Source organism: Nostoc sp. (assembly GCF_036917575.1).
Taxonomy (GTDB): domain Bacteria; phylum Cyanobacteriota; class Cyanobacteriia; order Cyanobacteriales; family Nostocaceae; genus Nostoc.
In genome coordinates this window covers 57722-81534 of the sequence record NZ_JBALDC010000101.1, presented here as the reverse complement: position 1 = coordinate 81534, position 23813 = coordinate 57722, and the positions used below count along the sequence as shown (strand labels likewise).

The following is a 23813-nucleotide window of genomic DNA, read 5'->3' as shown; positions in this document are numbered from 1 at the left end:
ATTGAGAACGTTAATTCGGTACTTTCTGTCCGTTGTGCTTACCTTAATGGAACACTCACTATTTGATGTTTTCGCCAAAGTGGGATGCTCCCAAACTAGTTCTGATCTAAAAGATCCTCAACGACTAGTTTATACGTTATTTATCTGTTCAATAGAAAAAAAATTAATATTAGAAGGTCCAGAATCTAGAATAGAAGAAAACATATCGAACCTTGATGTTTCAGAAAATGGTTTTAATAATATACACATGGCCGCTTATGAAGATAGAGCAATAGTATTTATTAATAATGATGTTAAAACATTTGATATTTCTGAATTAATGGCATCGGGAAAAGTTTTTTTAGTTAGTGCAGGTATTGGTGATAGATCAGCAAAATATGAAAATTTTCGAGTTTGGAAATTGCCCTGACAAGGTGCTTGTCACCCCGTCAGCCTTCCCAGAGAAAGCATAGTAACTTTTATAGGATGTTTGAAAAGTATTAGGCGAATAGAATTCTCTACTACACTAGCATTATCCACCTCCTTAGACTAATACAAAATTAAGAGTTTTGTCTGTATAGCTGCGACTTCTAGTCGCCGGAGCTAGTAATAAATTAGACTTTTCAAACATTCTCTTAGATTTTGTAACTAGCAACATGGATTATATAAAAAAATAAAGCTTATTTTTTACCGCTCGATAGTAATTGGTAAATGGCACTGACCAAATTATGTTTTATTAGCTAGGCTCCTTTCCTAGAGAACAAGGTATCTTGCAATGATTACAGTTAGTATCAATGTTATATAAAACGGATAAATGGAAAAGGATAAACTAGAGGCAAATAATAATTTGACAACATTCATGTCTTTAAGTGGCTTCAGAGCAAAGAGTTTATTGATTGTAATTTCACCAGAAGAATGCAACTCTTTTACGAAATCGTTATATACCTGACGAAAACTTCTTTCTTGACCTAGATAGTAAGAATCCAGAAGAAAGAAAAGTATTATTGGTATCAGGGATATCCAAGCATAGTTGGGCTTATTCTTGTCAGCAATTACTACGAGAATTGCTGACACTAAAGAAATACACCAAGTTTTACAGTTAGCACTGTTAGATGCCATCCGTGTAATAATACCCTGTAAAATGTTCAGGTAATTCTGCACAGCATCAGACTCAAAATTTACCTTGGCTGGTTGTGACTCTGGACTAAAGTTACTCACTAACTTTTTAAGTACTGTTATACATTTAGACTATTGACTAACTTTATTGTAATGGAATTGCCATTTATATAGCTTTAAATACTGAACCTGATTCTACAACTGATGAAATCAGGGAGAATTCTTTTAGTTGACTTTTTGCCGATTACATCCTGAGGATAATGCTTTGTTTACCTAGTTTTTAGTCTTAACCGAACCGTATTGAGAGGAGATGGAGGAAATGTTTAGCCTAAGCGAGTTAAAGCAAACCAGATTTTCTCAGGAAGCTTTTCAGCAAGGTGTTGAAGAAGGTGAGGTTAAAGGAAAACTAAAAGCAGTATCAGAAATGTTGGCAGCAGGGTTGACTGTAGAACAAGTAGCAGAAGCGTTAGATTTGAGTGTCGAAGAAGTTAGACAAGCAAGACAAAGCCAGCCTTAAGATAGATGTGGTAAATTTTATCCGTAGCTCAAGCCAAATTAGGTTTGCGGCTTCCAAACTCGATGCGACGAATTTATAGTTAATTTTTGTTAATATTAGAGGCGGTGTTAGTACTTCGTCCTCAACCACCCACTCCCTACCTGAGAGAAACTTAATGCTGCGACTAGAACATATAAGTAAAATTTATTCCACAGGCGAAGTTCTCAAAGATATCAACTGGGAAGTTAAACCAGGCGATCGCATTGGCTTAGTCGGTGTCAACGGTGCTGGAAAATCTACCCAGCTAAAAATCATCTCTGGGGAAATTGAACCCACTGCTGGTGAAATTATTCGTCCCAATAGCTTACATATAGCTTACCTCAACCAAGAGTTTGAAGTAGACCCCACCCGCACCGTTAGAGAAGAATTTTGGACTGTCTTCAAAGAAGCCAACGAAGTACAGTTATCTCTGGCGCACATACCACGAGAAATGGAAACGGCTGCCCCAGAGGAATTGGATCGACTGATTGACAAGTTGGATCGCTTGCAGCGCAAATTTGAAGCCTTAGATGGCTACAACTTAGATGCACGCATCGGGAAAATTTTACCAGAAATGGGGTTTGGGCTAGAAGATGGCGATCGCCTCGTCAGTGCCTTCAGTGGTGGTTGGCAAATGCGGATGAGTTTGGGTAAAATTCTCCTGCAAAAACCCGACTTATTACTGCTGGATGAACCGACTAACCACCTAGATTTAGAAACCATTGAGTGGTTGGAAAATTACCTCAGAGGGCTGGTTACGCCGATGGTAATAGTCTCCCATGACCGGGAGTTCCTTGACCGGCTTTGCACGCAAATTGTGGAAACTGAACGTGGCGTTTCCAGTACCTATCTTGGTAACTACTCGGCATATTTGTTACAAAAAGCTGAAAGTCAATCAGCACAACTGAGTGCCTACGAACGCCAACAGAAAGAATTAGAGAAACAGCAAACCTTTGTTGATAGATTTCGCGCCAGTGCTACCCGCAGTACCCAGGCAAAAAGCCGGGAAAAGCAACTCGACAAAATTGAGCGCATTGAAGCACCCATTGCTGGTATGAGAACTCTACACTTCCGTTTTCCGCCTGCACCCCGCAGTGGACGCGAGGTCGTAGAAATTAAAGACTTAACTCATCTTTATGGTGATAAAATCTTGTTCTTGGGAGCAAATCTCTTAATTGAAAGAGGCGATCGCATTGCATTCCTTGGCCCCAACGGTGCTGGAAAATCTACCCTTCTGCGCGTAATTATGGGTATGGAACCACCTACAGAAGGTAGCGTGAAATTAGGCGATCATAATGTTATCCCTGGTTACTTTGAGCAAAATCAAGCTGAAGCTTTGGACTTAAAGAAAACTGTCATGGAAACTATTCATGATGAAGTTCCTGATTGGGATAATCAAGAAGTCCGCACTCTTTTAGGACGCTTCTTATTTACTGGTGACACAGTATTTAAGGCAGTTGGGGCATTAAGTGGAGGAGAAAAAGCTCGTCTAGCGTTAGCAAAAATGCTCTTACGTCCCGCGAACTTACTAATTTTAGATGAACCAACAAACCACCTAGATATTCCAGCGAAAGAAATGCTGGAAGAGGCGCTACAAAACTATGATGGCACGGCAATTGTAGTCTCTCATGACCGCTACTTTATTTCTCAAGTAGCAAATAAAATCGTCGAAATCCGTGATGGAGAATTCCGCGTCTATTTAGGAGATTATCATTACTATCTCCAGAAAGTTGCTGAAGAAAAAGAACAGGCAAAGTTAGCTGCAATAGAAGCCGAAAAAGCAGCGAAAAAAGCTGCTAAAGCTGCTAAAGCTTCTACAAAAAGAAAATGAAAAACTAGAAAAAAACTTAGTAGTAGCACGAAAATGCTACCACTAAGTAACAATTCCTGATTAACGTTTAAAAACATCACAGGAAAATTACTAAAATTAAAAAAGTCTTTCAAAACACTGCAAGTCATTCATAAAATAAGTTAATAAGCAAAAATTCACTTGCGGCGTGGATTAGCAATGGTATCATTCGGGTATTACAAACAGTAAAGGGCAATTTTACTATGACCAAAGCACCTGTTGCTCCTGTGGTGCTAGTCATTTTAGACGGATGGGGCTACTGCGACCAAACGCAAGGAAACGCCATTATTGCTGCTAAAACTCCCATCGTGGACAGTTTATGGGCAGCTTACCCGCATACCCTCATCCACACATCAGGAAAAGCCGTAGGGTTGCCAGAAGGTCAAATGGGCAACTCAGAAGTTGGTCATTTGAACATTGGTGCTGGGCGAGTGGTACCGCAAGAACTTGTACGCATCTCTGATGCAGTTGAAGACGGTTCTATTGCCTTAAACCCAGCACTTGTGAAAATTTGCCAGGAAGTTCGTTCTCGGAATAGCAAGCTGCATCTAGTCGGGCTTTGTTCTGAGGGAGGGGTACATTCGCATATTACCCATCTATTCGGACTACTTGACTTAGCCAAAAGCCAGCGAATTCCAGAAGTTTGTATTCACGCTATCACCGATGGTCGTGACACCGCCCCAGCTGACGGTATAAGAACGATCGCGCTGCTACAAGATTATCTAGACCGCATAGGAATTGGGCGCATTGTCACCCTCAGCGGTCGCTACTACGCGATGGATCGCGATCACCGCTGGGATCGGGTCAAACGCGCCTACGACATGATGATACAAGATAGTGTTGGTAATGGTCTCAAGGCTGTGGAAGTCTTGCAAGCATCTTACGACCAAGGGATAAAAGATGAATTTGTCAACCCAATCCGAATTGCTCCCGGCGCAATACAACCAGGGGATGGGGTGATATTTTTCAACTTCCGCCCCGATCGCTCCAGACAACTGACTCAAGCTTTAGTGAGTCCCACATTTCACGGTTTTGAAAGACAGCAAATCACACCGTTGTCCTTTGTCACGTTTACCCAGTATGATTCAGACTTACCCGTGGCTGTAGCTTTTGAGCCTCAGAACCTCAATAACATTCTGGGAGAAGTTATAGCCAATCATAGTTTGAATCAGTTCCGCACCGCCGAAACAGAGAAATACGCGCACGTCACCTATTTCTTTAATGGAGGTTTAGAGGAACCTTTTGCTGGAGAAGATCGGGAACTAGTAAGCAGCCCAATGGTAGCGACTTACGATCACGCCCCAGCGATGTCAGCAGCAGCAGTTACAAATGTGGCGATCGCTGCGATTCAAAAGGGTACATATTCTCTAGTCGTGATTAACTATGCCAACCCAGATATGGTAGGGCATACTGGTCAAATCGACGCTACCATTACAGCAGTTGAAACAGTCGATCGCTGTTTGGGACCCTTGTTAGAAAGTGTTATCAAAGTCGGCGGTACAACAATTATTACTGCTGATCACGGCAACGCTGAGTATATGCTAGATGAAGGGGGTAATCCCTGGACAGCTCATACCACTAACCCAGTCCCCTTCATCTTGGTGGAAGGAGAGAAAGTTAAAATCCCTGGATATGGTACAAATGTCGAACTGCGAAGCGATGGCAAGCTATCCGACATTGCCCCGACAATTTTAGAGATTTTACACCTGCCTCAGCCAGCAGAAATGACTGGGCGATCGCTGCTGAAAACAGCAGAATACGAGTTACAACGTACTCGCACTCCTGTGCAAGTAGGGCTGTAAAAGATTGCTGAGTACTGAGTTAGGAGTTTACTAAAAACTCCTAACTTTTAAATTCTGAATTCTGTTTTTTAAAAGTTGTTATAAATGAGATTTCTACCATGATAGTTACTAATATTGTGCAAGGCATTTGGGCATTTTCCGCCATCGGTTTGATTGTCTTAGTTTTGCTGCATAGCCCTAAAGGTGATGGTGTTGGGGCGATTGGCGGACAAGCCCAGCTATTTAGCAGTACCAAAAGCGCAGAAAACACCTTAAACCGAATTACTTGGGCATTGACAGTAATTTTTCTCGGTTTGACAGTGGTTTTAAGTGCTGGTTGGCTGCCTAAATAAGGATAGGTAAATGGGGAAAAGAACCCAACACTCGATATTTAACACCCTAATAAATTTAATTTCACGACGGTTAATTACAGCTCTTGCCTTTTTTATTGGCACAGGGCTGTTAATCGTTTTTATTAATCTTCAGTCGACTAATGGGTTTACAATAACACCAAAATATGCCTATTCAAAATTAATAATCTCTCTCCCTCCATCATCTCCCCTAAAATCCCATCCCTTACCGCCCACACTTGCACAGTGGCAAGATAGTACTAATAGTGGTGACTACTTTTCCCAAGTTACAACAACCCAAGTTGGTTATTTAGTCTGGTCACAATTTCCTATTAGAGTTTATGTAGAACCACCAAAATCTGTCAATGAAAAACAAGCTCAAGCATGGGTTAACAGTGTCTTGCAGGGTGTACAGGAGTGGAGTAATTATCTACCTTTGACAATAGTCGAACAGCCAGAAATTGCTGATATTACGATTGTGCGAAAAACGCCACCTCTACAAATTTCCCCTGGTAGTAATATACCTCGTGCGCGATCGGCACAAACTACTTACGAGTTATACACCAATAACAAAGTTTTATCCCACCGCTTCATCATCTTGCTAAGTCCTAGTCAAACAGGTGAGTATCTCATTGCAGCAGCCCGCCACGAATTCGGTCATGCATTAGGAATTTGGGGTCATAGTCCGCTACAAACTGATGCTTTATACTTTTCCCAAGTTCGTCAACCGTCGCCTATTTCTGTTAGGGATGTGAATACTTTAAAGCGGGTTTATGAACAGCCAACCAGTTTAGGATGGTCTTTAGTGGATAATTCAGCGACTTAAATTTACAGTGTTGTTGAGTTAAAATATGAATATGTTTTGTGTAAAAAATCAAAATTTAAGATTAAGGCAACCAATTTTTATCCAAAATTTGCTCTAAGGTATAAGGACATAATTCAGGTAAATCAGTTAAATCTGTTTTAGCTTTAACATAATCTAAGCCATTGCTATAAATTATGCTGAAATTTTTCTCTAAATAATTGCGTAAATTGGCGCTTAAATCTTCATTTACTTGGTTCCGAAAACTAATAATTTCCGCAGCGCAATGATTAGTATTTCTTTGCTTTTCTAAATCCCAATATTGATAAAGCAATAAATGTCTAATAATCTGTTCCAATAAACTTCTTACTCGCCTTTTTTCATTCTTAGCTAAATCTTCCAATTATTCTATTAAGTTTTCATAGTCAACGTCTGCTAATTGTCGATTTTTGAAACATTTAATAGTCTCCTATAACCATTGCTGGTAATTGGATTTATATAATGTTTTTATGTCGATGATTGCAGTCATTTTTTGATTTTGTAGCTTTAATTTCCTGTTATTTATTATTTCATGTTAACTAATTTATTAATTTCTGCCGAGAATTGCCCAGAAAAAAAAGATAGACGGCACTCATAAGTTCAGTCAGAAGATATCCAGCGACTTCTAGAAGAACAACCAAAAGTTCTACCTACCGTTTGTCAGTAATCTAAGTATCTCGCTGTTTCCCCTGAATGCATAACTAGAATACTAGCCAATGCTGCCTAACATTGTTACCAGATCGCACTCATTGCCATCTGAGAATTTCCAGTGCGATCGCACTTTATTCCCTTTTACGCTCTACGACTTAATGGTAGAGGTCGCTGTGCTAAAACTCCTTTATAAAGTTCTTCCAGCAGACTAATATTTTTACTAAGGGTATAACGGTCTAATACACGCTGTCTAGCTTTTTCCCCCAGTAGGGTTGTTAACTCTGGATGGTCTTGCAACACTGGCAAGAGGGTTCTTAGTTGCGATCGCGCTGTTTTGGTACTAATAACGACACCTGCACCCTTTTCCAATACTTCTCCATCTGCACCCACATCTGTTGCTAAACAAGCCAACCCACACGACATTCCTTCTAACAGAGATAAGGACAAACCCTCTACCAATGAAGGTAAAACAAATACATCTGCGCCTCGCAAAATTTCGATGCGTCGGTCTTCATCAGCGATAAATCCCAACCAGATAATGCCGTATTCTGAACCAAAAAATGGCTCTAAGGAAGACTTCAAAGGGCCATCGCCAACAATTAGTAACTTACTACCACGCACCATTGCCGACTGCTTCCAAGCGCGGAGGAGAGCTTCAACATTTTTCTCTGGTGCTATGCGACCCTGATAGACAAATAAACGTTCGGCTTTAAATTCTGCTTTGATTTGAGAAAATCCTGGAGAATACTTGTTGGTATCAACACCGTTAGGAATTACGGCAATATTTTCTTCTCTTACACCCATCCCTGCCAATAATTCTCGCTGAATTTGGGAAAATACAATCACGCGATCGTAGTTAACTAAAAAAGGCGCGTAGAGCTGATAAGCCAAAAGTTGTGTTCCTGATACCAGCTTTGCTCCTTTGCCAGCAAACGGCGTGTGAAAAGTGGCAACTAGGGGCAACCTCAATTCCTCACAGATTTCCGGTAGAAAAAAGTCTAGAGGAGATAACGTCAAGGAAGCATGGACTACATCTGGTTTGATTTCCCGCAGTGAATCGGTTAAAACTTTGGTGGCTTTAAAAGTGGGAATTGTGTAAACCTGGGATTTGTAAATGAAAGGTAGGGAAACCTCTCGAAGATTTGGCCAATTATCAGGTTCAGACTCTTCCTGGGCGAAGTGAAGAAAGCTAACTTGATGTCCCCTATCTAACAAGGCATTTGTAATTTCTCGACTGTAGGTGACATTGCCGCAAAAGGGTGATTTTTTTCCAATCCAGGCTATACGCATTCTTTATTTAGCTGTAAGAAAAGCGGGTTGAATCTATTACTTGTGTGTCCTTTGTGATTTTTATTTTATCTAGCTATACTTGCTGTTTTTTATTTATTAAAAATTTCCACAACTTTCTACTGGTTTAAAAGCTTATTATCAGCTGATTAAACCAGTGGATTTATGGCTTTATTTATTTTAGTTATAAGTTGTTAATTTCTGATGTTTAAACAACTTATTCTGACTAATGTCATATTCATATCCGGCAAGTATGTGATAAATTTTCACTGGCAACAGTTTACCATGAACACAAAAGCTTTAAGTAAATTATTAATTACATCAAGGTAATGAATAATAACTCTTGTTAGCTGATAACTACTTGTGTGAGTTATACCAAGTTAATATACCTCCTGAAAAGACGATCACAGCTAATCCCAAAAAAACAACCTGTAATCCCAGAAAGGTTTCTGCGACACCAGCTAATGCTAAAGGTAACGAGAGGGCAATATTAATTACATTGTTCTGCAAGCCAAAAACTTTACCACGCATTTCTGGAGGTGTTTCTGTCTGGATTGTAGTTTGCATGGGAATTCCCACTAGTGCCCCAAAAATACCTACGAGCATCACTAGTAACAAGACAAGCCACAGTTGAGTCGTAAATACTGACAGACCAATCAGGGATGCGGCCATACCCATACAACCGTACAGACTTAGCTGAGTATAAGAGAAGCGTTGACCAAATTGACCGAGAATTGTTGCTCCACCAGCGATACCAACACCGCCAGCTGCTAGTAAAAAGCCGAACTGGGAAGCTTTCATGTTGGGAATTATTTCCGCCATCCGAACGGCCAGAACAGTTAATGCTGCAAAAACAGAAAACAAGATAATCAGTTGAAGCAAAGCATTGCGGACGCGATGATTTGCTTTGAGATAAGCAAAACCGTCCCCTAAGTCAGAGAATACGTGAGGAAATTCTGTACCGTGGTGGTGTTTTTCCTTAGTTGCCAGGAGGAACAAAATTAGTCCAGCGATCGCATAACTGCCACCAACTAAAAGTTCTTTGCCCAAACTACCACTACCACCAATTTGCGACCAAAGTCCATCTGCGATCGCTAATAATGGTTCCCCGACAGCAAACCCAACAATCACTGATGCCATCATCGTTGTCGTATAAAGCGAATTTGCCGAAAGTAAATCCTGTTCTTCTACAATTAGAGGAATTGCGGCCTGTTCTGCTGGTGCAAAAAACTGCGTCAAAGTCGAAACTAAAAAAGTCACAGCCAGAATGATCAAAAAACCCACTGGCAGCACTCCGATGGGTTTCCAGTCATGAGTCAACCACACCAAGAAGGGAATTGACAAAACCAGGATGCCACGCCAAATATTTGTTGCTACAAGCACAGCCTTTTTTGACCAGCGATCGACAAACACGCCAGCAACAGAACCAAACAATACGGCTGGAATAGTAAAAGCCATCATTAAGACTGATACCCAACCACTAATACTCTGATTGCTTCCTTGAAACTGAGTATTAATCAAGGCAATCATCAGCACCAAATAAACTTTATCTGCTAGTTGGGAGAAAACTTGACCGCCCCAAAGAGCCAAGAAATTAGGATTTTTTAATACAGGTAAAAATCCTAGCTGTTTTACATTCCCTGCAATAGCTCCTCCACCTGAACCAGAGGCATCTAATTTCGGTAATTCTTTTTCTGGAATAGTGGCTATTGGCAAATTCTGCCCATTCCGAACGCCATTGCTATCTACCTCAGCAGAAGTTAATTTGTCCTCAGATTGTGTTTCTGATTGACCTGGAACATCAGTTTTTGGAATTTCCGCTGTCCAATTTTGATCGTTATTAGAAACATCTTTTGGTGACATTTCTTGGCCATTTATTTGACTAGGTGTATTGGGAACAGCACTCAAGTGATTCCTGACTGTAGGATCTGATACCCTATTCTGTTTTTTGGCAAGGCTTGGTGACAAAGGCAGGATTTTTTTATCCAAATCAGACGGTTGCATCATGGTTGGCAGCAAAATAAGAGTCGATCAACGTAGCAGAGCGAATAGGACGACCTAATTGATACTGAGCATACTGGCGCAAAATCTGCTCAACAGATAACCAGTCATAATCTCTAGCACCATTAATTTGCATTATCTCTGGTTGTGACAGCTGTTGAAGCAAAGCTAGTTCCATAGCACCCAAACGACTAGAAATCACAGGTATTTCTTGCCGATGCATAACAACTGTTTGGGCATTGGGGAGCCAGTGCGTTGCGGAGGTTCCCGACGCTCGATTACTCGCTAACGCTGCGCTATCCCTTGAAGTAACTGGCATCATTGCGGATGAGGCATTGGGTATTGGGTATTGGTTATTAATCTCCCCCTGCTCCCCTACTCCCCTGTTTCTGTGCCCCTCTGCCCTTATCTTCCTTTCCTGTTCTTTTCGTAAACGTTCTCTAGCTTCTAAGGAAACCGTTCCACCAGCAGGGATACTAAATCCTACCTGCCAGTTGGGGTCTGTGAAGTCTGGCTTCAGGGAACGTTGAGATAGACAGCAGATTTGCACTTGTGGTGTCAGTCCTGCTAAGGCTAAAAGGTGAAATACACCATGAGCCAGATGAGCCAAAATACCAGATAGATTTGCACTTGACACCGCCTCTAAGCGATGGAGATGTTCATTGAACAAATCATAAAGTTCTTCTTGGGGTTGTTCGCTCAAAGCTTCACACAGAACTATTTCTGCTAAATATTGACTTGCAGCCAGTTTTCCCAAATCTTTGGCTAAACCAGGATAAGTTTTTAACGTTTGTGCTTGAGTTATTTTATCAAGCGATCGCCCTTTGGCAATCAATAGTTCATTCACAACGAACATTCCACTCCTACCGCCCAGGCTGGAGTTGTGCTTACGCGACCCTGGAGCCACGGCTCGAATTAGACCGAATTCCCGTGTCAAAATCGTCACTATTTTATCCGATTCTCCTAGTGCCTGGGTTTTAAGATTAATACCAGTTGCTTTGTAGGTTCTACTCATTAGTCATTAGCAGTTATTAATCATTGGTCAAGGGTCATTAGCTTAGGACAAATGACAAATGACTATTCACCCTTTCCTAAGTTATCGCGCTGGCGGATCAAATCCATACCGCGAGATGTGCCTAATCTAGTAGCACCCGCTACGATTAAGTCTAGGGCTTGATTGATAGTGTGAATACCACCTGAAGCTTTAATTCCTACCCTTTCTTTTGCCAATTCTTGCAAAAGTCGCACATCTGCCACAGTTGCACCACCATTCCAACCTGTACTAGTTTTTAAGAATGCTGCTCCTGCCTCCATAGCTACTTCAGCAGCTATTTTTTTCTCTGCATCTGTCAACAGGTTAGTTTCCAAAATTACCTTGACCGTTTGCCCAGTCTCTTCACAAATTTCGGCAATCTCTCGGTGGACTTTTTCAGTTTTGCCAGCTTTCAACCAGCCCAAGTTGATGACCATATCTAACTCAGTGGCCCCACTATCTACCGCTTCTTGAGCTTCATACAGTTTCACTGCTGAAGTCGTTGCACCAGAAGGAAAGCCTATCACCGTACAAACTTTCGGGTTTTTACCGTGGAGCAGTTCGACTGCTTGCTTGACATTAGCGGGGAACAGACAAACCGCCGCAAAGTTAAATCTATATGCTTCTTCACACCATTGCTCAACCTGCTCTGGAGTAGCCGTTGGCATTAACAGGGAGTGATCGATAAATGGCGCAATATCAATGTCTGGATAGTCTGCTGCCATCGTGTCTTCTGCCAGTGATTGATTATTAAACTTTATAAAAAATTAAAACATTTCTTATATATATATATTAAACCACATTTCTTACGAGTTTATCCTGAAAACAAACTGCTGAATTGTCTTTAATATCGGCTTTACAGATATCCCGAAATTACTGCAAGTATTGAAGTTGACGTTAAGTAGTAATAATACTAGGAATATCAACAGTGTTTTTTACACTACTTCCTAAGAAGTTAATAATAGTTTGAGCCAATGCCTGCGATGCTAAATATGGGACACCATTACCAATAGTTTTAAACATATTAGTCAGTGACATATTTTCTGGAAGAACAAAATTTGCAGGCAAAGATTGAATAGCTAAAGCTTCTGCTACAGAAATTCGCCGAACTTTGTAAGGATGTAAATGTACTTCATTATTTCCATAGCAAGCTGTCGGAGAGTAACGCCATCTGTGCAGACGCTTAAAAGACTTTTTAGAATCATCTCCTTCATCAATAGCAGCAAATCTTGTAATACCTGCTCTTGGTTTAAAATAGTTTTCAGCATTGGGATGTTTTACAACGTTATTTTTTCTAAACCAATATTCAACTGTTAATTTTTCAGGTATATCATCAGGACAAGGTTTTAGAGAATTTTCTTGGAATGGTTCACACTTTTGCCAAGGATAAGCAAAAACTTTTTCGTGAGGATATAAAATATAATTATTCCAAGGAAAACACATCTCAGTTAGTAACTTTTCATTACTGACCTTTATTCCGATATGCTGAAAAAAATTATTTTTGAAACCAATTAGAATAATTCTTTCTCTATCCTGAGGTACGCCATATTCGATAGCATTAATTAATCGCTCTGTTAAAATATATCCTGAATTTTGCAATTGTTGCTTGAGCGATTCAAAAAATAAACGATGTTTTGTTGTCTTCCATAAACCTTTAACGTTCTCAAATAAAAAGAAATCTGGAAGATTGCTGCAAATTAATTCAATATATGAAGCGGAAAGTTTACCATTATCTCCCAAACCTCCTCTATTTTTCCCACCAATAGAAAAATCAGGACAAGGAGGCCCACTGATAAAACCAATTATATTATGAGATTTGCGGCAGTCTTTGACTAATTCTTGAAGGTGTTGTGCTTCTTTTCCAACAATAAGTTTTGTTACATCTGCTGCTTCACCGTGATGATATCCATATTCAGGCGATCGCATTTTCAGAACTTCTCGTGAATGGCGATAGGCGGCGATGAATGGGGCGAAGATTTCATTGACATAAACAATATTAAAACCGCTGGTTTCAAAACCTAAATCAAGGAAACCTGAGCCAGCAAAAAAAGAGAAAATACAAGGGCGATCGCTCATTGAATTACTAGTACGATCAAAAAGTATTATCAGTATTCAGATTCTCGGAAAATGGGTTATGTGCGTCACTTATAAAGAGAGTTAATACTAACTATCGCAATTTGGTTTTAAGGGTTGGTCAAACCTAATATACTTAGGGTTTCTACGTAAGCACTAATCAAAAAATAACAATTTTAAGACTGCTTATATAGTATAAAAATTTTATAGTTTCCCTAAGTATTACCTCTCAAAGTTTACTCAATCTTTAAGGAAAATACCTGACATAGAAGGAGTCTGGAGTCACAATTAAATATAGGGGTTTTCAAGCCCAAATGATATTTCAGACAAATATTTGTCATTAAATAAAAAGCCCGGGGACTTCGGACTAAATTTTATGCGGATTTTAATTTACTCCTACAACTACTATCCAGAACCGATTGGTATTGCCCCACTGATGACTGAATTAGCAGAGGGACTAGTGAAACGTGGGCATGAAGTGCGTGTAGTCACGGCTATGCCCAACTACCCTGAGCGGCAAATTTACCAGGAATATCGGGGCAAATGGTATGTCAACGAATACAAAAATGGCGTTCAAATTCAACGCAGTTACGTTTGGATTCGTCCACAACCCAACCTATTAGATCGGGTGTTATTAGATGCTAGTTTCGTAGTCACTAGCTTTGTACCCGCCCTCATGGGTTGGCGCCCAGATGTGATTCTCTCAACATCGCCATCCTTGCCAAGCTGTGTACCAGTTGCACTTTTAGGATGGTTACGTGCTTGTCCTGTGATTTTAAATCTACAAGATATCTTACCAGAAGCAGCAGTCCATGTCGGTTTACTGAAAAATAAATTACTTGTCCAGTTGTTTACATTATTGGAAAAATTTGCCTACCGTACAGCTACTAAAATTAGCGTCATCGCCGATGGGTTTGTAGACAATTTGCGAGCTAAGGGCGTAAAAGCTGACAAAATTGTGCAAATTCCCAACTGGGTTGATGTAAATTTTATCCGCCCCTTGCCTAAAGAAAATAACCCTTTTCGCACAGCACATAATCTAAACGGCAAGTTTGTAGTACTGTATTCTGGTAACATTGCCCTAACTCAAGGCTTAGAAAGCGTTGTCAAAGCTGCCTCTGCGTTGCGCCATATCCCAAATATTGTTTTTGTCGTCGTTGGAGAGGCAAAAGGTCTACAGCGATTGCAACAGGAATGTCTAGACTGTGGCGCAGATAATGTGTTGTTACTGCCATTTCAACCCCGCAAAGATTTACCACAGATGTTAGCAGCTGCCGATATTGGTTTAGTAGTGCAAAAGAAAAATGTTGTATCCTTCAATATGCCGTCAAAAATTCAAGTGCTACTTGCTAGTGGAGGGGCCTTAGTTGCCTCTGTCCCCGACAATGGAACAGCAGCAAGAGCCATTAGGCAAAGTGGCGGCGGAGTTATTGTTCCTCCAGAAGATCCTCAAGCTTTAGCAATGGCAATTTTAGATTTGTACCAAAACCCCGAAAAAGTCAAAACTCTAGGTTACAAAAGTCGCCAATATGCCGTTGAGCAATATGCTTTTGAGCAAGCTTTAAATCAGTATGAGTCCTTGTGTTACTCCTTAGCAGCAGAACGTAGAACAATTCAGTCTACAGGCATAGTTACCAAACAAGAAGTTTAATCTTTGCAGCAAAGTTATGTTGCATCTGTATAAATTGCAATTTGCCCTCACGTCTAAGTAATATAAAATACTGAGGGTAACTAATTTGACTAATAAAAATACAGATGAATTGTTGAACTAAAAATCTCACGGTTTCACTTCATTCAACCGTGGGCAATTAATTAAAAGGTATTTAATAGCACTTAAAAACATAAGTATAAAAATCGTACTTTTGCTAAACCAGTGATTAGTATGCTGTGTTATGTGGTAATTTTATAGCAGACAGAGAAGTATAAAGCGTAGATATATAGTTAACTGCAAATTACTAGCTTTACATTGCTATGCTGTTTGATGAATCTGCGATTATTTTCGCTGTCAATTTCTGCCGGAAAGCTATTGGTTGATTTATCGCTGCACAATAACCATCAGCTTTTCAGCTGTTGCGGATATCGAAATCTAAACAGCCAATTATCAAACTAGGCCCATAGACACCTATTTTTTTGTTAGTATTCAAAAAAACCTATTGACACATTTGTCAGATCAATTGTTTGTTGTTTGTAAGTAAATGTCAACAATTGTTTCAAAAGGAAGAAAGCACCTGAGGTTTAATGACTGATTATTTCCAAGGAAATTTCCCATTGCAATCTATCCCACTGACGAAGAGTGCGGTAATAAGCCACGGGCAAACCGAAGAGGCGAGCGAAAAATTAGCTGCAACGATCGCGATTGCAGCATCAGACCGCAAAGCAGGTGAGATTTTATTGCTCAAAGTAGCAGAGGTATCTTACCTAGCTGATTACTTTGTGATGATGACTGGTTATTCTAAGGTACAGGTCAGGGCGATCGCTCAAGCAATTGAAGGAAAAGTCGAAACTGAGTTGCAACGCCGTCCCTTAAGGACAGAAGGCAAAATTGAGGGGAGTTGGGTACTACAAGACTACGGTGATGTGATTGTTCACATTATGATGCCCAAAGAACGGGAGTTTTATAATTTAGAAGCGTTCTGGATTCATGCAGAACGTATTTCCCTTCCAGAATCTGATGAGGGTGAGGGTAAGCCAACATGATTAGGTCTTCGGTTTCTAATTGCCCAGTTCCTACAGACCAACAACCGCTCAATGAATACGAAGAGTTAAAAACTTCCTGGCTGTTTCGCGATACGACTTTAAATTGGCGCAAGTATATCACGAAACTCGTTTGGATTTGGGGTTTATCTTGGCTTTTTGCAGGGCCGATAGCTGCGGCAAGTTTTCCCCCTCACAAGTATATTGCACATTTTATTCTTTGTGGTGCAGCCGGAGCGAGTGTCGGGTTAGTGCTAGTACTGGTAAGGTTGTACTTAGGTTGGTTCTACGTATGCGATCGCCTTTGTAGTCCGACAGTATTTTATGAAGAGTCCGGTTGGTACGACGGTCAAACTTGGACTAAACCACAGGAAGTTCTCAACCGCGATCGCTTAATTGTTGCATACGAAATTAAACCCATTCTGCGACGGTTACAATTTTCCTTTGCTGGCTTGGCGGGAATGTACGTTATTGGTACTATAGGTTGGCATTTGTTTTAAAGAGTTATTGGTCATTAGTCATTAGCTAAAGACTAATGACTAATGACCAATGACTAATTAATTAAATAAAGGTAATAAATATAAACCCATGACAATGGGAAAACGAACTCAAGCCACAGCGCTGGAAGTCCGGTTGCTGCGAGAAGGTATTATTGAATCTAGGCATATAGTCCAAGCTGTTGTCTGCGATGAACGAGGACGGGTTCTAACCGTTGCCGGAAATTCTGAAACTGCTGCATTTATCCGTTCAGCCCTCAAACCATTTCAGGCACTCGCTGTCACCACAACAGGTACACTGGAACGCTATCAACTCAGCGATCGCGATTTAGCAATTATCACAAGTTCCCATAAAGGAAGAATAGATCAAGTCCGACAGGTATTTAACATCCTTTGGCGGGCCGATCTTGACCCGACTATACTCCAGTGTCCAATTCCTGAAGATAAGCACAGTCCTCTAGAATACAATTGCTCTGGAAAACATGCGGGAATGTTAGCCGTTTGTCAGCAACGTCATTGGCCCTTGAATAACTACTTGGATCGCAAACACCCAATACAGCAGTTAATTTTGGGCAAGGTAGCAGAGTTGCTGCGAATGCCAGCAGCAGAATTTATCAACGCTCATGACGACTGTGGTGCACCAACTTATCTGATGCAACTCGGTCACATGGCATCTTTATATGCACTGCTAGCCTCTAGTACCAATTTGGATATGGAGCGCATTGTTCGTGCTATGACTCATCACCCCGCTATGGTAGCAGGAGATGGAGAATTTGATACGGAACTGATGCGTTTAACTCCAGGAGAACTAGTCAGCAAAAGTGGTGCCGAAGGAGTGCAGTGCATTGGTAGACTCGGTGAAGGTTTGGGATTGGCAATCAAAGTCATGGATGGGGCGAAACGGGCAAAACATGCTGTTGCTATTCACTTACTCCAGCAAATGGGGTGGATTAGTCCCAGCGCCGCCGAAAGTTTATCAGAAAAGTTTGTTACCTTGGGAAAATACAAGCGTTTAGAAGTAATTGGAGAATTATCATTTTTGTAGTTGCCAAACTCTTGACTATAAGTTATGCTATAAAAGTTAAGAGCGACGCGGGATAGAGCAGCCTGGTAGCTCGTCGGGCTCATAACCCGAAGGTCAGTGGTTCAAATCCACTTCCCGCCACCAAATAAAATATAAAACAAAACCCTACAATCAGTAAAGATTGCGGGGTTTTGTTTTATTTTGATCTATTCTGGAAGAAATAGCCATCTAAAAGGCGCGGAGAATCATGGTTGTGAAGTTGCAGCGACCAATTTTAGTGGGAGGATTGGGACTTTCCTTTTCTCTGTGGATGTTGGATAGTTGGCACGATTCTATAGTGCAGGTGGGTGAGTTTGGTCTGTTGAGTGCTTTAGCTGTAGGTGGTGGTTTGTGGTTATTCCAGCAAAAGCGCCCCAAAGACAGTTTAAAGCAGTTAGATGGTATTCTGGTTGATCGAGCGACTGTGGAAAGTGCGATCGCTAAAACTGAAACTGTAATTAATCAACTAGCACAAGAAGCAGAAAATCATCCAGCCTTAGAGACACTCAGAGAACAAGTTGCCCAATTGTTGCTGGAATTAGACAGGCAAAAAATTAAAGTAGCTGTGACTGGCGGTAAATCCGTGGGTAAAAGCACTTTAATTCAAGTGCTAGAGCAAAATCTACAGACACAAAATTTCGTCTCTTTACAAGAGACAGCACCTTTATTTAGAGAAACAGGCGAAAATTCAGATGCGGCTATTTTGGCAGAAGTAGCAAAATCTGATTTTGTTTTATTTCTGACAAATGGTGATTTGACAGACTCAGAATTTCAAACCTTACAGCAGCTAAAGGCAGCAAATCAGCCTAATATGCTGGTTTTCAACAAACAAGACCAGTATTTAACCGATGAAAGCGCCAACATCTTTAGTCAATTGAAACAGCGGATGCAGGGAAATGTAGTTGCAACTGCGGCCTCTCCCATTGCCATTAAAGTCCGAAAGCATGAGGCTGATGGTTCTGTGCAAGAGTGGATGGAACAACCAGCGGCTGATATCCAGCAGTTAACTCAGCAGTTGGGCGAAGTTTTGGCACACCAAAGACAACGGTTAGTTTGGGTGACAACCATGAGGAAAGCTGGATTGTTGAAAGCTGAGGTGAAAAATTACCTTAATGGAACCAGACGCGATCGCGCCACCCCAATTATTGAACAATATCAGTGGATAGCTGCTGCCGCTGCCTTTGCTAATCCAGTACCAGCCTTTGATATTCTGGCAACTGCGGCAATTAATGCTCAAATGGTAATGGATTTGGGTAATATCTATCAGCAGAAGTTTTCCCTAGAACAGGCACAAACCGTAGCTGGAACAATGGGAAGTTTGATGCTGAAATTGGGTTTAGTTGAACTTTCTACAAAGGCGATTAGTACTCTTCTGAAAAGTAATGCCGTTACCTTTGTTGCTGGTGGCGTAGTGCAGGGAGTAAGTGCAGCTTATCTGACTAGAGTAGCAGGATTAAGTCTAGTTGAGTATTTCCAACAACAGGAAATAGCGATAGATTCTGCAACTGGTTTAAATTTGGATAATTTGCGGCAAACTTTGCAAAAAGTATTTCAGCAAAATCAGCAGATTGGTTTTTTGCAGAGGTTTGTTAAGCAAGGTGTGAAGCGTTTGCTGCCAGAAGTGCAGCAGGTTGAAGTAGTTAGCATTCAGAAGGTCGTAGGATAATCTCATACACAGGATTACCAAATTTTGGATTTTGAATAATTAAATCCAAAATCCAAAATTTAAACTGGTTTTAAGCTCTCAGTTTTCACCGGGGATCAAAAATAAATAAATATCTTTGTTGAAACAAATATTGTTGATCTATGTAGTCGAGCTAAAATCTCAAATTGGCTGAAACTTGCATTTTAGTGCCGTAAGTAAACCTAAAATTTACCCAAGCCCATAATAGGCTTGGGTGTATTTAAGAATATCGTGAGAGTTGGGAGTTCTCAAAAAATTGTGAATAAGGATAATTAACTAAACAGCACCACTGTTTTTCTTAAACAGAATAGCTATAGTTTTGAAAATTAGCTTTAAATCGTACACTAAACTCCAATTTTTTTGATACTGCAAATCCAGACGAATTACATCTTCAAAACTACGGACTGTAGAACGTCCATTTACTTGCCATTCGCCAGTCATACCGGGTTTTACATCTAAACGTTGCCACTCTGGTACTTCATAGCGTTCCACTTCATCGGGTGTAGGTGGTCGAGTGCCAACTAAACTCATCTCTCCTTTGAGGACATTCCAAAATTGGGGTAATTCATCAAGACTAGTTCGCCGTAAAAAGCGCCCTACCTTAGTAATTCTGGGGTCATTCTCATTCTTGAAAAAAGCACCTTGCACTTGGTTTTTAACTTGGGATTTCTTCGCTTCCGCATCCACACACATAGAGCGGAATTTCCAAATTTGAAACCGCTTACCCATCCAACCGCAACGAATTTGACAAAAGAAAATAGGCCCGGGATCGTTAATTTGAATCGCGATCGCTATTGGAATAAACAAAATTCCTGTAATTAATAAACCAATCACTGACCCGATAATATCTAAGAACCGTTTCATCCAAGATGCCATAGAAGGGTGAGTAGTGGGTAACTGCTCTACTTTACGGGAAGTTGTCTTCCGATTATCTAGTACGTCATCTTGTTCTATTAACGGCCTATCCTCCACAAGCTCTAAAGGAAAAACCTGATCCAACCCTGTGAGTTTTAAGACTGCCATGACTTGAGGTGTCACATTCCGCAGTGTTAATCTAATTCCCTGAGTCTGAGCGTATTTAAAATTACTTACCAGGGCACCTAAACCACTACTATCGATAAAAGTAGTTTGGTGAAAGTCAATGATGATTTGCTTGGGATGTGAATTGGGCTGGATTAAGCCTTGGCAGGTTTGCTTAAAGCCTAAAGCCTCCAGCACGCTCAACCGCGTCGGCACCTGCACTATAGCCATGTCGTTTAGGGAATTAACTGGAAAATCGACTTCTGTCGGTTGGCTAGTCATGAAGCTCTGCACTTTCGTTGCCATGTATAATGTAATCTGCCAAACATTATTTTGTCCTACAAAATTACTTAACCTAATATCGGAATTAGTGGTAATCAGGACTAATTGCTATTTACCGGGGCTGAGATTGGAGATCGCTAGCGACGATTCACAATAGAACAAGAAGCCAAAAAACATCCTTGCTGTTGTGCCGACGCAGCGCGATCGCGTTGCTCTGATCAAATGATTGCTAAAAATACGGTTACACCTACCGCACGCCTGATTGAGGTCTTTTCTGCCATTCAAGGGGAAGGACTGAATGTAGGGACACGTCAGATATTTATTCGTTTTGCTTTGTGTGATTTGCGCTGTCACTTTTGTGATAGTGCCCACACTTGGAATGCACCTACTACTTGTCGGATAGAGCGATCGCCTGGATTGCGCGATTTTGAAATCCACTCTAACCCTGTTCCGTTACCCATATTAATCGAATGGGTGGAACAACAAAATCTACCTTGTTTACACGATAGCATTAGCTTAACTGGCGGCGAACCACTTCTTCATGCCTCATTTCTAACGCAGTTTCTACCCCAAGTCCGAGCCATAACTGGTCTACCTATATACTTAGAAACCGGCGGACATCGCCCAGAACAACTAGCAATGATTATCCCATACTTAGACTCTGTAGGTATGGATTTCAAATTGCCTAGTGTTAGCGGCGAAAGTCATTGGCAAGAACATAGTAAATTTCTCCAGTTATGTTATGACTCATATTTAAATGTTTTTGTCAAGATAATTGTGTCCCAAAACACAGATCCCGCCGAGTTGGAACGTTCAGCTTTGTTGGTGGCTGAGGTTAGTCCAGATATCTCAGTATTTTTACAACCTGTTACACCTTTGACAGTATCAGAACAATTTTCTCCAGTACCTTTACTTGCACCTTCGAGCGATCAAGTTTTGACGTGGCAAGCTTTGATGAAGGGGTTTGTCAATCATGTGCGCGTGATCCCCCAAACGCATAAAATGCTGAACCAGTTGTAAAATTTGAGTTTGATAAAGATGTAATCAAGAAAAAAGTAAGATTTTATGAAATTGTAATTGGGCTGTTGTCGCTAATTAGGGAGGCAGCAGCCTCCTTAGTAGGCAGTCTAATTAGCTAAATCAAAAGACCACTAAGAGGTTTTATTACGTAAAATCTTCCTTTTCCAACTAAAAGAGAAACTTGAACTATAGTTCAAGGCAGGGAGAGGTTAGTTAAAGCCACGTTGATTTAGGTGTTTCGGGGGGTGAGCAAATACCCACCCAACCTAATTTCTAGTTGCTATATTGCGCCCTCATCTGGAGTTTTCGATTTAGTTTTTGCCTTATTGGCACTGCGTTTGAGGGCAGAGAGTCTTGCTTCGTATCTCGAACGTTGGCGCTTACTAGGAGTATTATCAATCAGGGTTTTCAAGGCGCTACCGAGACTCTTATAGGCATTGGGGAGGCTATAACCAAAACGAGTTGCTAAAGCGATCGCTTTATCATCAGCATTGAGCAATTCTCTTAGTTGCTTTTCCCCACTATTCTTTTGGTACAGTCGCCAACCTGACACGCCACAAAGCGACAAAGCTAACACCAGCAGCAATCCATCTTGTACCCACAATTCCCCGACAGCACCACCTAAACCGATGGCTAGTGCTGCCATTTCCCAACCATCTTTAGGAATTGTGTCATTTTGAACGCGAGCAACCTCATGCCAGAACAGCAGATTACGCTGATCCATTGCGAGGGCATCCCATTTCACCAAATCAATTTGAATTTCTACTTGGTCTTTACCAATTTCTTCGCAGCGAACCAGGGGTGGATTGACCTCAGTTGTGCCTTCAACCGTGACCCAGCTTTGCAGTTCTGGTGGTAGTAAGGCTTTCAACCGCCGGAGTTCGCTCATTTCCGCTTTGGCAGAGGAGGTTGCATAGGATGTCATAATATCCAGCCCCAGAAAATTTCAGTATATAGTGAAGGTATCACTTTGGAGTATAGCTATTTAAGTGATGATCCGTCTCACTCGCTAGGAAAACTTCCTCGCTTTTTTCGCGCTTCCATTGCTTTTTCTAGTAAATCTAACAATCCTGGGGCTTCTTCTTGGATACTGAGTAATAGTCTTTCCCCAAGTTCTATATTCCCCGGATCAAAACCTGTTGCCATCACTTCTTGCAGGCGAGGTATTGCTATACCATCCACAATCTGAACTAATCCACTTAGACAACGGTGAAATTGTCTTTCTGTAAGAATCGAGTCTTCTAAAGGAAACTCGATAATCGCACGAATTTCACCATCGGATGGGTCATACTCCCATTGCAACATTTTGGTTTCCCAGGAAATGGCAAGCATTGTCTGTAGGATAGCAGCCTTGTGAGGATGGTCTTGGATTCCTGCCAGAACTTGAGGGGCAAATACCCGGAAAAATTTTCCTTCTTCATCCAGTTGGACAACTATTAGGAAATCTTCTAAGTTATCAGCCTCCACACCTGTTATAATTCGGTCTTCTTCATCATCAAAACGGTAGTCCCAACCAAGGTTGTCTAAATAGTTTGCAATCTGTTTGAGGTTAGCTCCCATAAAAGCCTCATAAGAAATGAATGGTGGAGCAGCTGTTACCAGACCTAGTTTAACCTGCTAGTGGTAGTTGTTTAGTTTAGTGTGGTTACTTCTGGTAAATAGAGAATGAGGAATGGAACATGAAGAATGGGGCATGGAGCATTGGAGATAGGAAAAGCATATTTTTATGCTGGGTTGTGAATAGTATTTGATCGCGGTCTTTTGTTCTTTATTAAAGAAGCGCTAATTGCTTGTTAGCAACTCTTAGACAGTGAAGAATATAGAATTAATATCACTTAAAGGTTAGTTATTTTACCTATAGATTTAACATCTCGTCTTTGGTTGCTGTTAACTACTGTTTTGCTATTTATACGAAGCTGGATTTGCCCGCGAAGTCGCTGACCGAGTTATCTTAATGGATAGCAGTATCCTCGTCGAGTCAGCCTCCCCTGACACATTTTTTTGCAACCCCAAAGAAGAAAGAACGCGCAAATTTTTATTGCAAATTATCTAAAAAA

General features: G+C 40.9%; 21 protein-coding genes, 1 tRNA gene and 2 pseudogenes. 14 read left to right on the top strand and 10 right to left on the bottom strand.

Annotation, left to right across the window (positions count from 1 at the left end):
* On the top strand, positions 1 to 409 hold a 409-nt coding region (locus tag V7K79_RS28990), incomplete at its 5' end, for a hypothetical protein (RefSeq protein WP_335052873.1).
* A 323-nt stretch (positions 410 to 732) separates the two neighbouring features.
* On the opposite strand, the gene V7K79_RS28985 is transcribed toward V7K79_RS28990, so the two are convergent.
* Positions 733 to 1197 (bottom strand): hypothetical protein, encoded by a 465-nt coding sequence (locus V7K79_RS28985; RefSeq protein ID WP_335052871.1) that lies wholly within the window; start codon positions 1195 to 1197, stop codon positions 733 to 735.
* Positions 1198 to 1399: 202 nt separating this feature from the next.
* Between V7K79_RS28985 and V7K79_RS28980 the strand changes: the two are divergent.
* From V7K79_RS28980 to V7K79_RS28960, 5 genes and pseudogenes are all read left to right on the top strand, one after another.
* Positions 1400 to 1612 (top strand): annotated as a pseudogene (locus V7K79_RS28980) (Rpn family recombination-promoting nuclease/putative transposase); the annotation flags it as partial.
* Positions 1613 to 1766: 154 nt separating this feature from the next.
* A complete protein-coding gene (locus tag V7K79_RS28975) occupies positions 1767 to 3461 on the top strand; it encodes an ABC-F family ATP-binding cassette domain-containing protein (RefSeq protein WP_335052869.1) in 1695 nt (564 codons plus the stop codon).
* 221 nt (positions 3462 to 3682) lie between these two features.
* Positions 3683 to 5281: a 2,3-bisphosphoglycerate-independent phosphoglycerate mutase gene (gene gpmI, locus V7K79_RS28970; RefSeq protein ID WP_335052867.1), complete on the top strand. Its 1599-nt coding sequence runs from the start codon at positions 3683 to 3685 to the stop codon at positions 5279 to 5281.
* 98 nt (positions 5282 to 5379) lie between these two features.
* Positions 5380 to 5613, top strand: a complete 234-nt coding sequence (gene secG, locus V7K79_RS28965) for a preprotein translocase subunit SecG (RefSeq protein WP_335052865.1) — start codon at positions 5380 to 5382, stop codon at positions 5611 to 5613.
* A 10-nt stretch (positions 5614 to 5623) separates the two neighbouring features.
* Positions 5624 to 6436 carry a peptidase gene (locus V7K79_RS28960; protein ID WP_335052863.1) on the top strand — a complete coding sequence of 271 codons (813 nt, stop codon included), beginning with the start codon at positions 5624 to 5626 and terminating at the stop codon, positions 6434 to 6436.
* A gap of 61 nt (positions 6437 to 6497) precedes the next feature.
* On the opposite strand, the gene V7K79_RS28955 is transcribed toward V7K79_RS28960, so the two are convergent.
* The 6 genes from V7K79_RS28955 to V7K79_RS28930 form a co-directional block, all read right to left on the bottom strand.
* Positions 6498 to 6815 (bottom strand): DUF29 domain-containing protein, encoded by a 318-nt coding sequence (locus V7K79_RS28955; RefSeq protein WP_335052861.1) that lies wholly within the window; start codon positions 6813 to 6815, stop codon positions 6498 to 6500.
* Between the two features lie 428 nt (positions 6816 to 7243).
* Positions 7244 to 8392, bottom strand: a complete 1149-nt coding sequence (locus V7K79_RS28950; protein ID WP_335052859.1) for a glycosyltransferase family 4 protein — start codon at positions 8390 to 8392, stop codon at positions 7244 to 7246.
* 354 nt (positions 8393 to 8746) lie between these two features.
* On the bottom strand, positions 8747 to 10393 hold the full coding sequence (locus V7K79_RS28945; RefSeq protein ID WP_335052883.1) for an MFS transporter: 1647 nt from the start codon (positions 10391 to 10393) through the stop codon (positions 8747 to 8749).
* Positions 10380 to 11405, bottom strand: coding sequence for a DNA repair protein RecO (recO, locus tag V7K79_RS28940; RefSeq protein ID WP_335052857.1), 1026 nt, complete (start codon positions 11403 to 11405; stop codon positions 10380 to 10382). Before recO ends, V7K79_RS28945 begins: the two co-directional genes overlap by 14 nt.
* Before the next feature lie 62 nt (positions 11406 to 11467).
* Positions 11468 to 12148 (bottom strand): deoxyribose-phosphate aldolase, encoded by a 681-nt coding sequence (deoC, locus tag V7K79_RS28935; protein WP_335052855.1) that lies wholly within the window; start codon positions 12146 to 12148, stop codon positions 11468 to 11470.
* A 172-nt stretch (positions 12149 to 12320) separates the two neighbouring features.
* Positions 12321 to 13499, bottom strand: a complete 1179-nt coding sequence (locus V7K79_RS28930; RefSeq protein ID WP_335052853.1) for a DNA cytosine methyltransferase — start codon at positions 13497 to 13499, stop codon at positions 12321 to 12323.
* A gap of 373 nt (positions 13500 to 13872) precedes the next feature.
* Here V7K79_RS28930 and V7K79_RS28925 point away from each other — a divergent pair, with 373 nt between their 5' ends.
* The 6 genes from V7K79_RS28925 (at position 13873) to V7K79_RS28900 (ending at position 19416) form a co-directional block, all read left to right on the top strand.
* A complete protein-coding gene (locus V7K79_RS28925) occupies positions 13873 to 15147 on the top strand; it encodes a WcaI family glycosyltransferase (RefSeq protein WP_335052851.1) in 1275 nt (424 codons plus the stop codon).
* 587 nt (positions 15148 to 15734) lie between these two features.
* The gene (rsfS, locus tag V7K79_RS28920) at positions 15735 to 16193 is read left to right on the top strand and encodes a ribosome silencing factor (protein ID WP_335052849.1); all 459 of its coding nucleotides are present in this window, start codon (positions 15735 to 15737) and stop codon (positions 16191 to 16193) included.
* A complete protein-coding gene (locus tag V7K79_RS28915) occupies positions 16190 to 16690 on the top strand; it encodes a CGLD27 family protein (RefSeq protein WP_335052848.1) in 501 nt (166 codons plus the stop codon). Before rsfS ends, V7K79_RS28915 begins: the two co-directional genes overlap by 4 nt.
* An 88-nt stretch (positions 16691 to 16778) precedes the next feature.
* A complete protein-coding gene (locus V7K79_RS28910; protein WP_335052846.1) occupies positions 16779 to 17732 on the top strand; it encodes an asparaginase in 954 nt (317 codons plus the stop codon).
* Between the two features lie 46 nt (positions 17733 to 17778).
* A tRNA-Met gene (locus V7K79_RS28905) sits at positions 17779 to 17855 on the top strand.
* A gap of 103 nt (positions 17856 to 17958) precedes the next feature.
* Positions 17959 to 19416 carry a YcjF family protein gene (locus tag V7K79_RS28900; RefSeq protein WP_335052844.1) on the top strand — a complete coding sequence of 486 codons (1458 nt, stop codon included), beginning with the start codon at positions 17959 to 17961 and terminating at the stop codon, positions 19414 to 19416.
* 294 nt (positions 19417 to 19710) lie between these two features.
* Here the strand turns inward: V7K79_RS28900 and V7K79_RS28895 are convergent, their stop codons facing one another.
* Complete coding sequence (locus V7K79_RS28895) at positions 19711 to 20760, bottom strand: sugar transferase (protein ID WP_335052843.1); 1050 nt, start codon at positions 20758 to 20760, stop codon at positions 19711 to 19713.
* Positions 20761 to 20958: 198 nt separating this feature from the next.
* Between V7K79_RS28895 and V7K79_RS28890 the strand changes: the two genes are divergently transcribed.
* Positions 20959 to 21756, top strand: coding sequence for a 7-carboxy-7-deazaguanine synthase QueE (locus tag V7K79_RS28890; RefSeq protein WP_335052842.1), 798 nt, complete (start codon positions 20959 to 20961; stop codon positions 21754 to 21756).
* 280 nt (positions 21757 to 22036) lie between these two features.
* Here V7K79_RS28890 and V7K79_RS28885 read toward each other — a convergent pair whose 3' ends face one another.
* Positions 22037 to 22681, bottom strand: coding sequence for a DUF3318 domain-containing protein (locus V7K79_RS28885; protein WP_335052841.1), 645 nt, complete (start codon positions 22679 to 22681; stop codon positions 22037 to 22039).
* 77 nt (positions 22682 to 22758) lie between these two features.
* Positions 22759 to 23316: a hypothetical protein gene (locus tag V7K79_RS28880; RefSeq protein WP_335052839.1), complete on the bottom strand. Its 558-nt coding sequence runs from the start codon at positions 23314 to 23316 to the stop codon at positions 22759 to 22761.
* A 349-nt stretch (positions 23317 to 23665) separates the two neighbouring features.
* On the opposite strand from V7K79_RS28880, the pseudogene V7K79_RS28875 reads away from it, so the two are divergent.
* A pseudogene (locus V7K79_RS28875) lies at positions 23666 to 23809 on the top strand (amino acid ABC transporter ATP-binding protein); the annotation flags it as partial.
* Between the last annotated feature and the right edge of the window lie 4 nt (positions 23810 to 23813).

Excerpts from the sequence above, each read along its gene's own strand:
- V7K79_RS28975 (WP_335052869.1), top strand. The coding sequence starts at position 1,767 with ATGCTGCGACTAGAACATATAAGTAAAATTTATTCCACAGGCGAAGTT.
- gpmI (WP_335052867.1), top strand. The coding sequence starts at position 3,683 with ATGACCAAAGCACCTGTTGCTCCTGTGGTGCTAGTCATTTTAGACGGA.
- secG (WP_335052865.1), top strand. The coding sequence starts at position 5,380 with ATGATAGTTACTAATATTGTGCAAGGCATTTGGGCATTTTCCGCCATC.
- V7K79_RS28960 (WP_335052863.1), top strand. The coding sequence starts at position 5,624 with ATGGGGAAAAGAACCCAACACTCGATATTTAACACCCTAATAAATTTA.
- V7K79_RS28950 (WP_335052859.1), bottom strand. The coding sequence starts at position 8,392 with ATGCGTATAGCCTGGATTGGAAAAAAATCACCCTTTTGCGGCAATGTC.
- V7K79_RS28945 (WP_335052883.1), bottom strand. The coding sequence starts at position 10,393 with ATGCAACCGTCTGATTTGGATAAAAAAATCCTGCCTTTGTCACCAAGC.
- recO (WP_335052857.1), bottom strand. The coding sequence starts at position 11,405 with ATGAGTAGAACCTACAAAGCAACTGGTATTAATCTTAAAACCCAGGCA.
- deoC (WP_335052855.1), bottom strand. The coding sequence starts at position 12,148 with ATGGCAGCAGACTATCCAGACATTGATATTGCGCCATTTATCGATCAC.
- V7K79_RS28930 (WP_335052853.1), bottom strand. The coding sequence starts at position 13,499 with ATGAGCGATCGCCCTTGTATTTTCTCTTTTTTTGCTGGCTCAGGTTTC.
- V7K79_RS28925 (WP_335052851.1), top strand. The coding sequence starts at position 13,873 with ATGCGGATTTTAATTTACTCCTACAACTACTATCCAGAACCGATTGGT.
- rsfS (WP_335052849.1), top strand. The coding sequence starts at position 15,735 with ATGACTGATTATTTCCAAGGAAATTTCCCATTGCAATCTATCCCACTG.
- V7K79_RS28915 (WP_335052848.1), top strand. The coding sequence starts at position 16,190 with ATGATTAGGTCTTCGGTTTCTAATTGCCCAGTTCCTACAGACCAACAA.
- V7K79_RS28910 (WP_335052846.1), top strand. The coding sequence starts at position 16,779 with ATGACAATGGGAAAACGAACTCAAGCCACAGCGCTGGAAGTCCGGTTG.
- V7K79_RS28900 (WP_335052844.1), top strand. The coding sequence starts at position 17,959 with ATGGTTGTGAAGTTGCAGCGACCAATTTTAGTGGGAGGATTGGGACTT.
- V7K79_RS28895 (WP_335052843.1), bottom strand. The coding sequence starts at position 20,760 with ATGGCAACGAAAGTGCAGAGCTTCATGACTAGCCAACCGACAGAAGTC.
- V7K79_RS28890 (WP_335052842.1), top strand. The coding sequence starts at position 20,959 with ATGATTGCTAAAAATACGGTTACACCTACCGCACGCCTGATTGAGGTC.
- V7K79_RS28885 (WP_335052841.1), bottom strand. The coding sequence starts at position 22,681 with ATGACATCCTATGCAACCTCCTCTGCCAAAGCGGAAATGAGCGAACTC.
- V7K79_RS28880 (WP_335052839.1), bottom strand. The coding sequence starts at position 23,316 with ATGGGAGCTAACCTCAAACAGATTGCAAACTATTTAGACAACCTTGGT.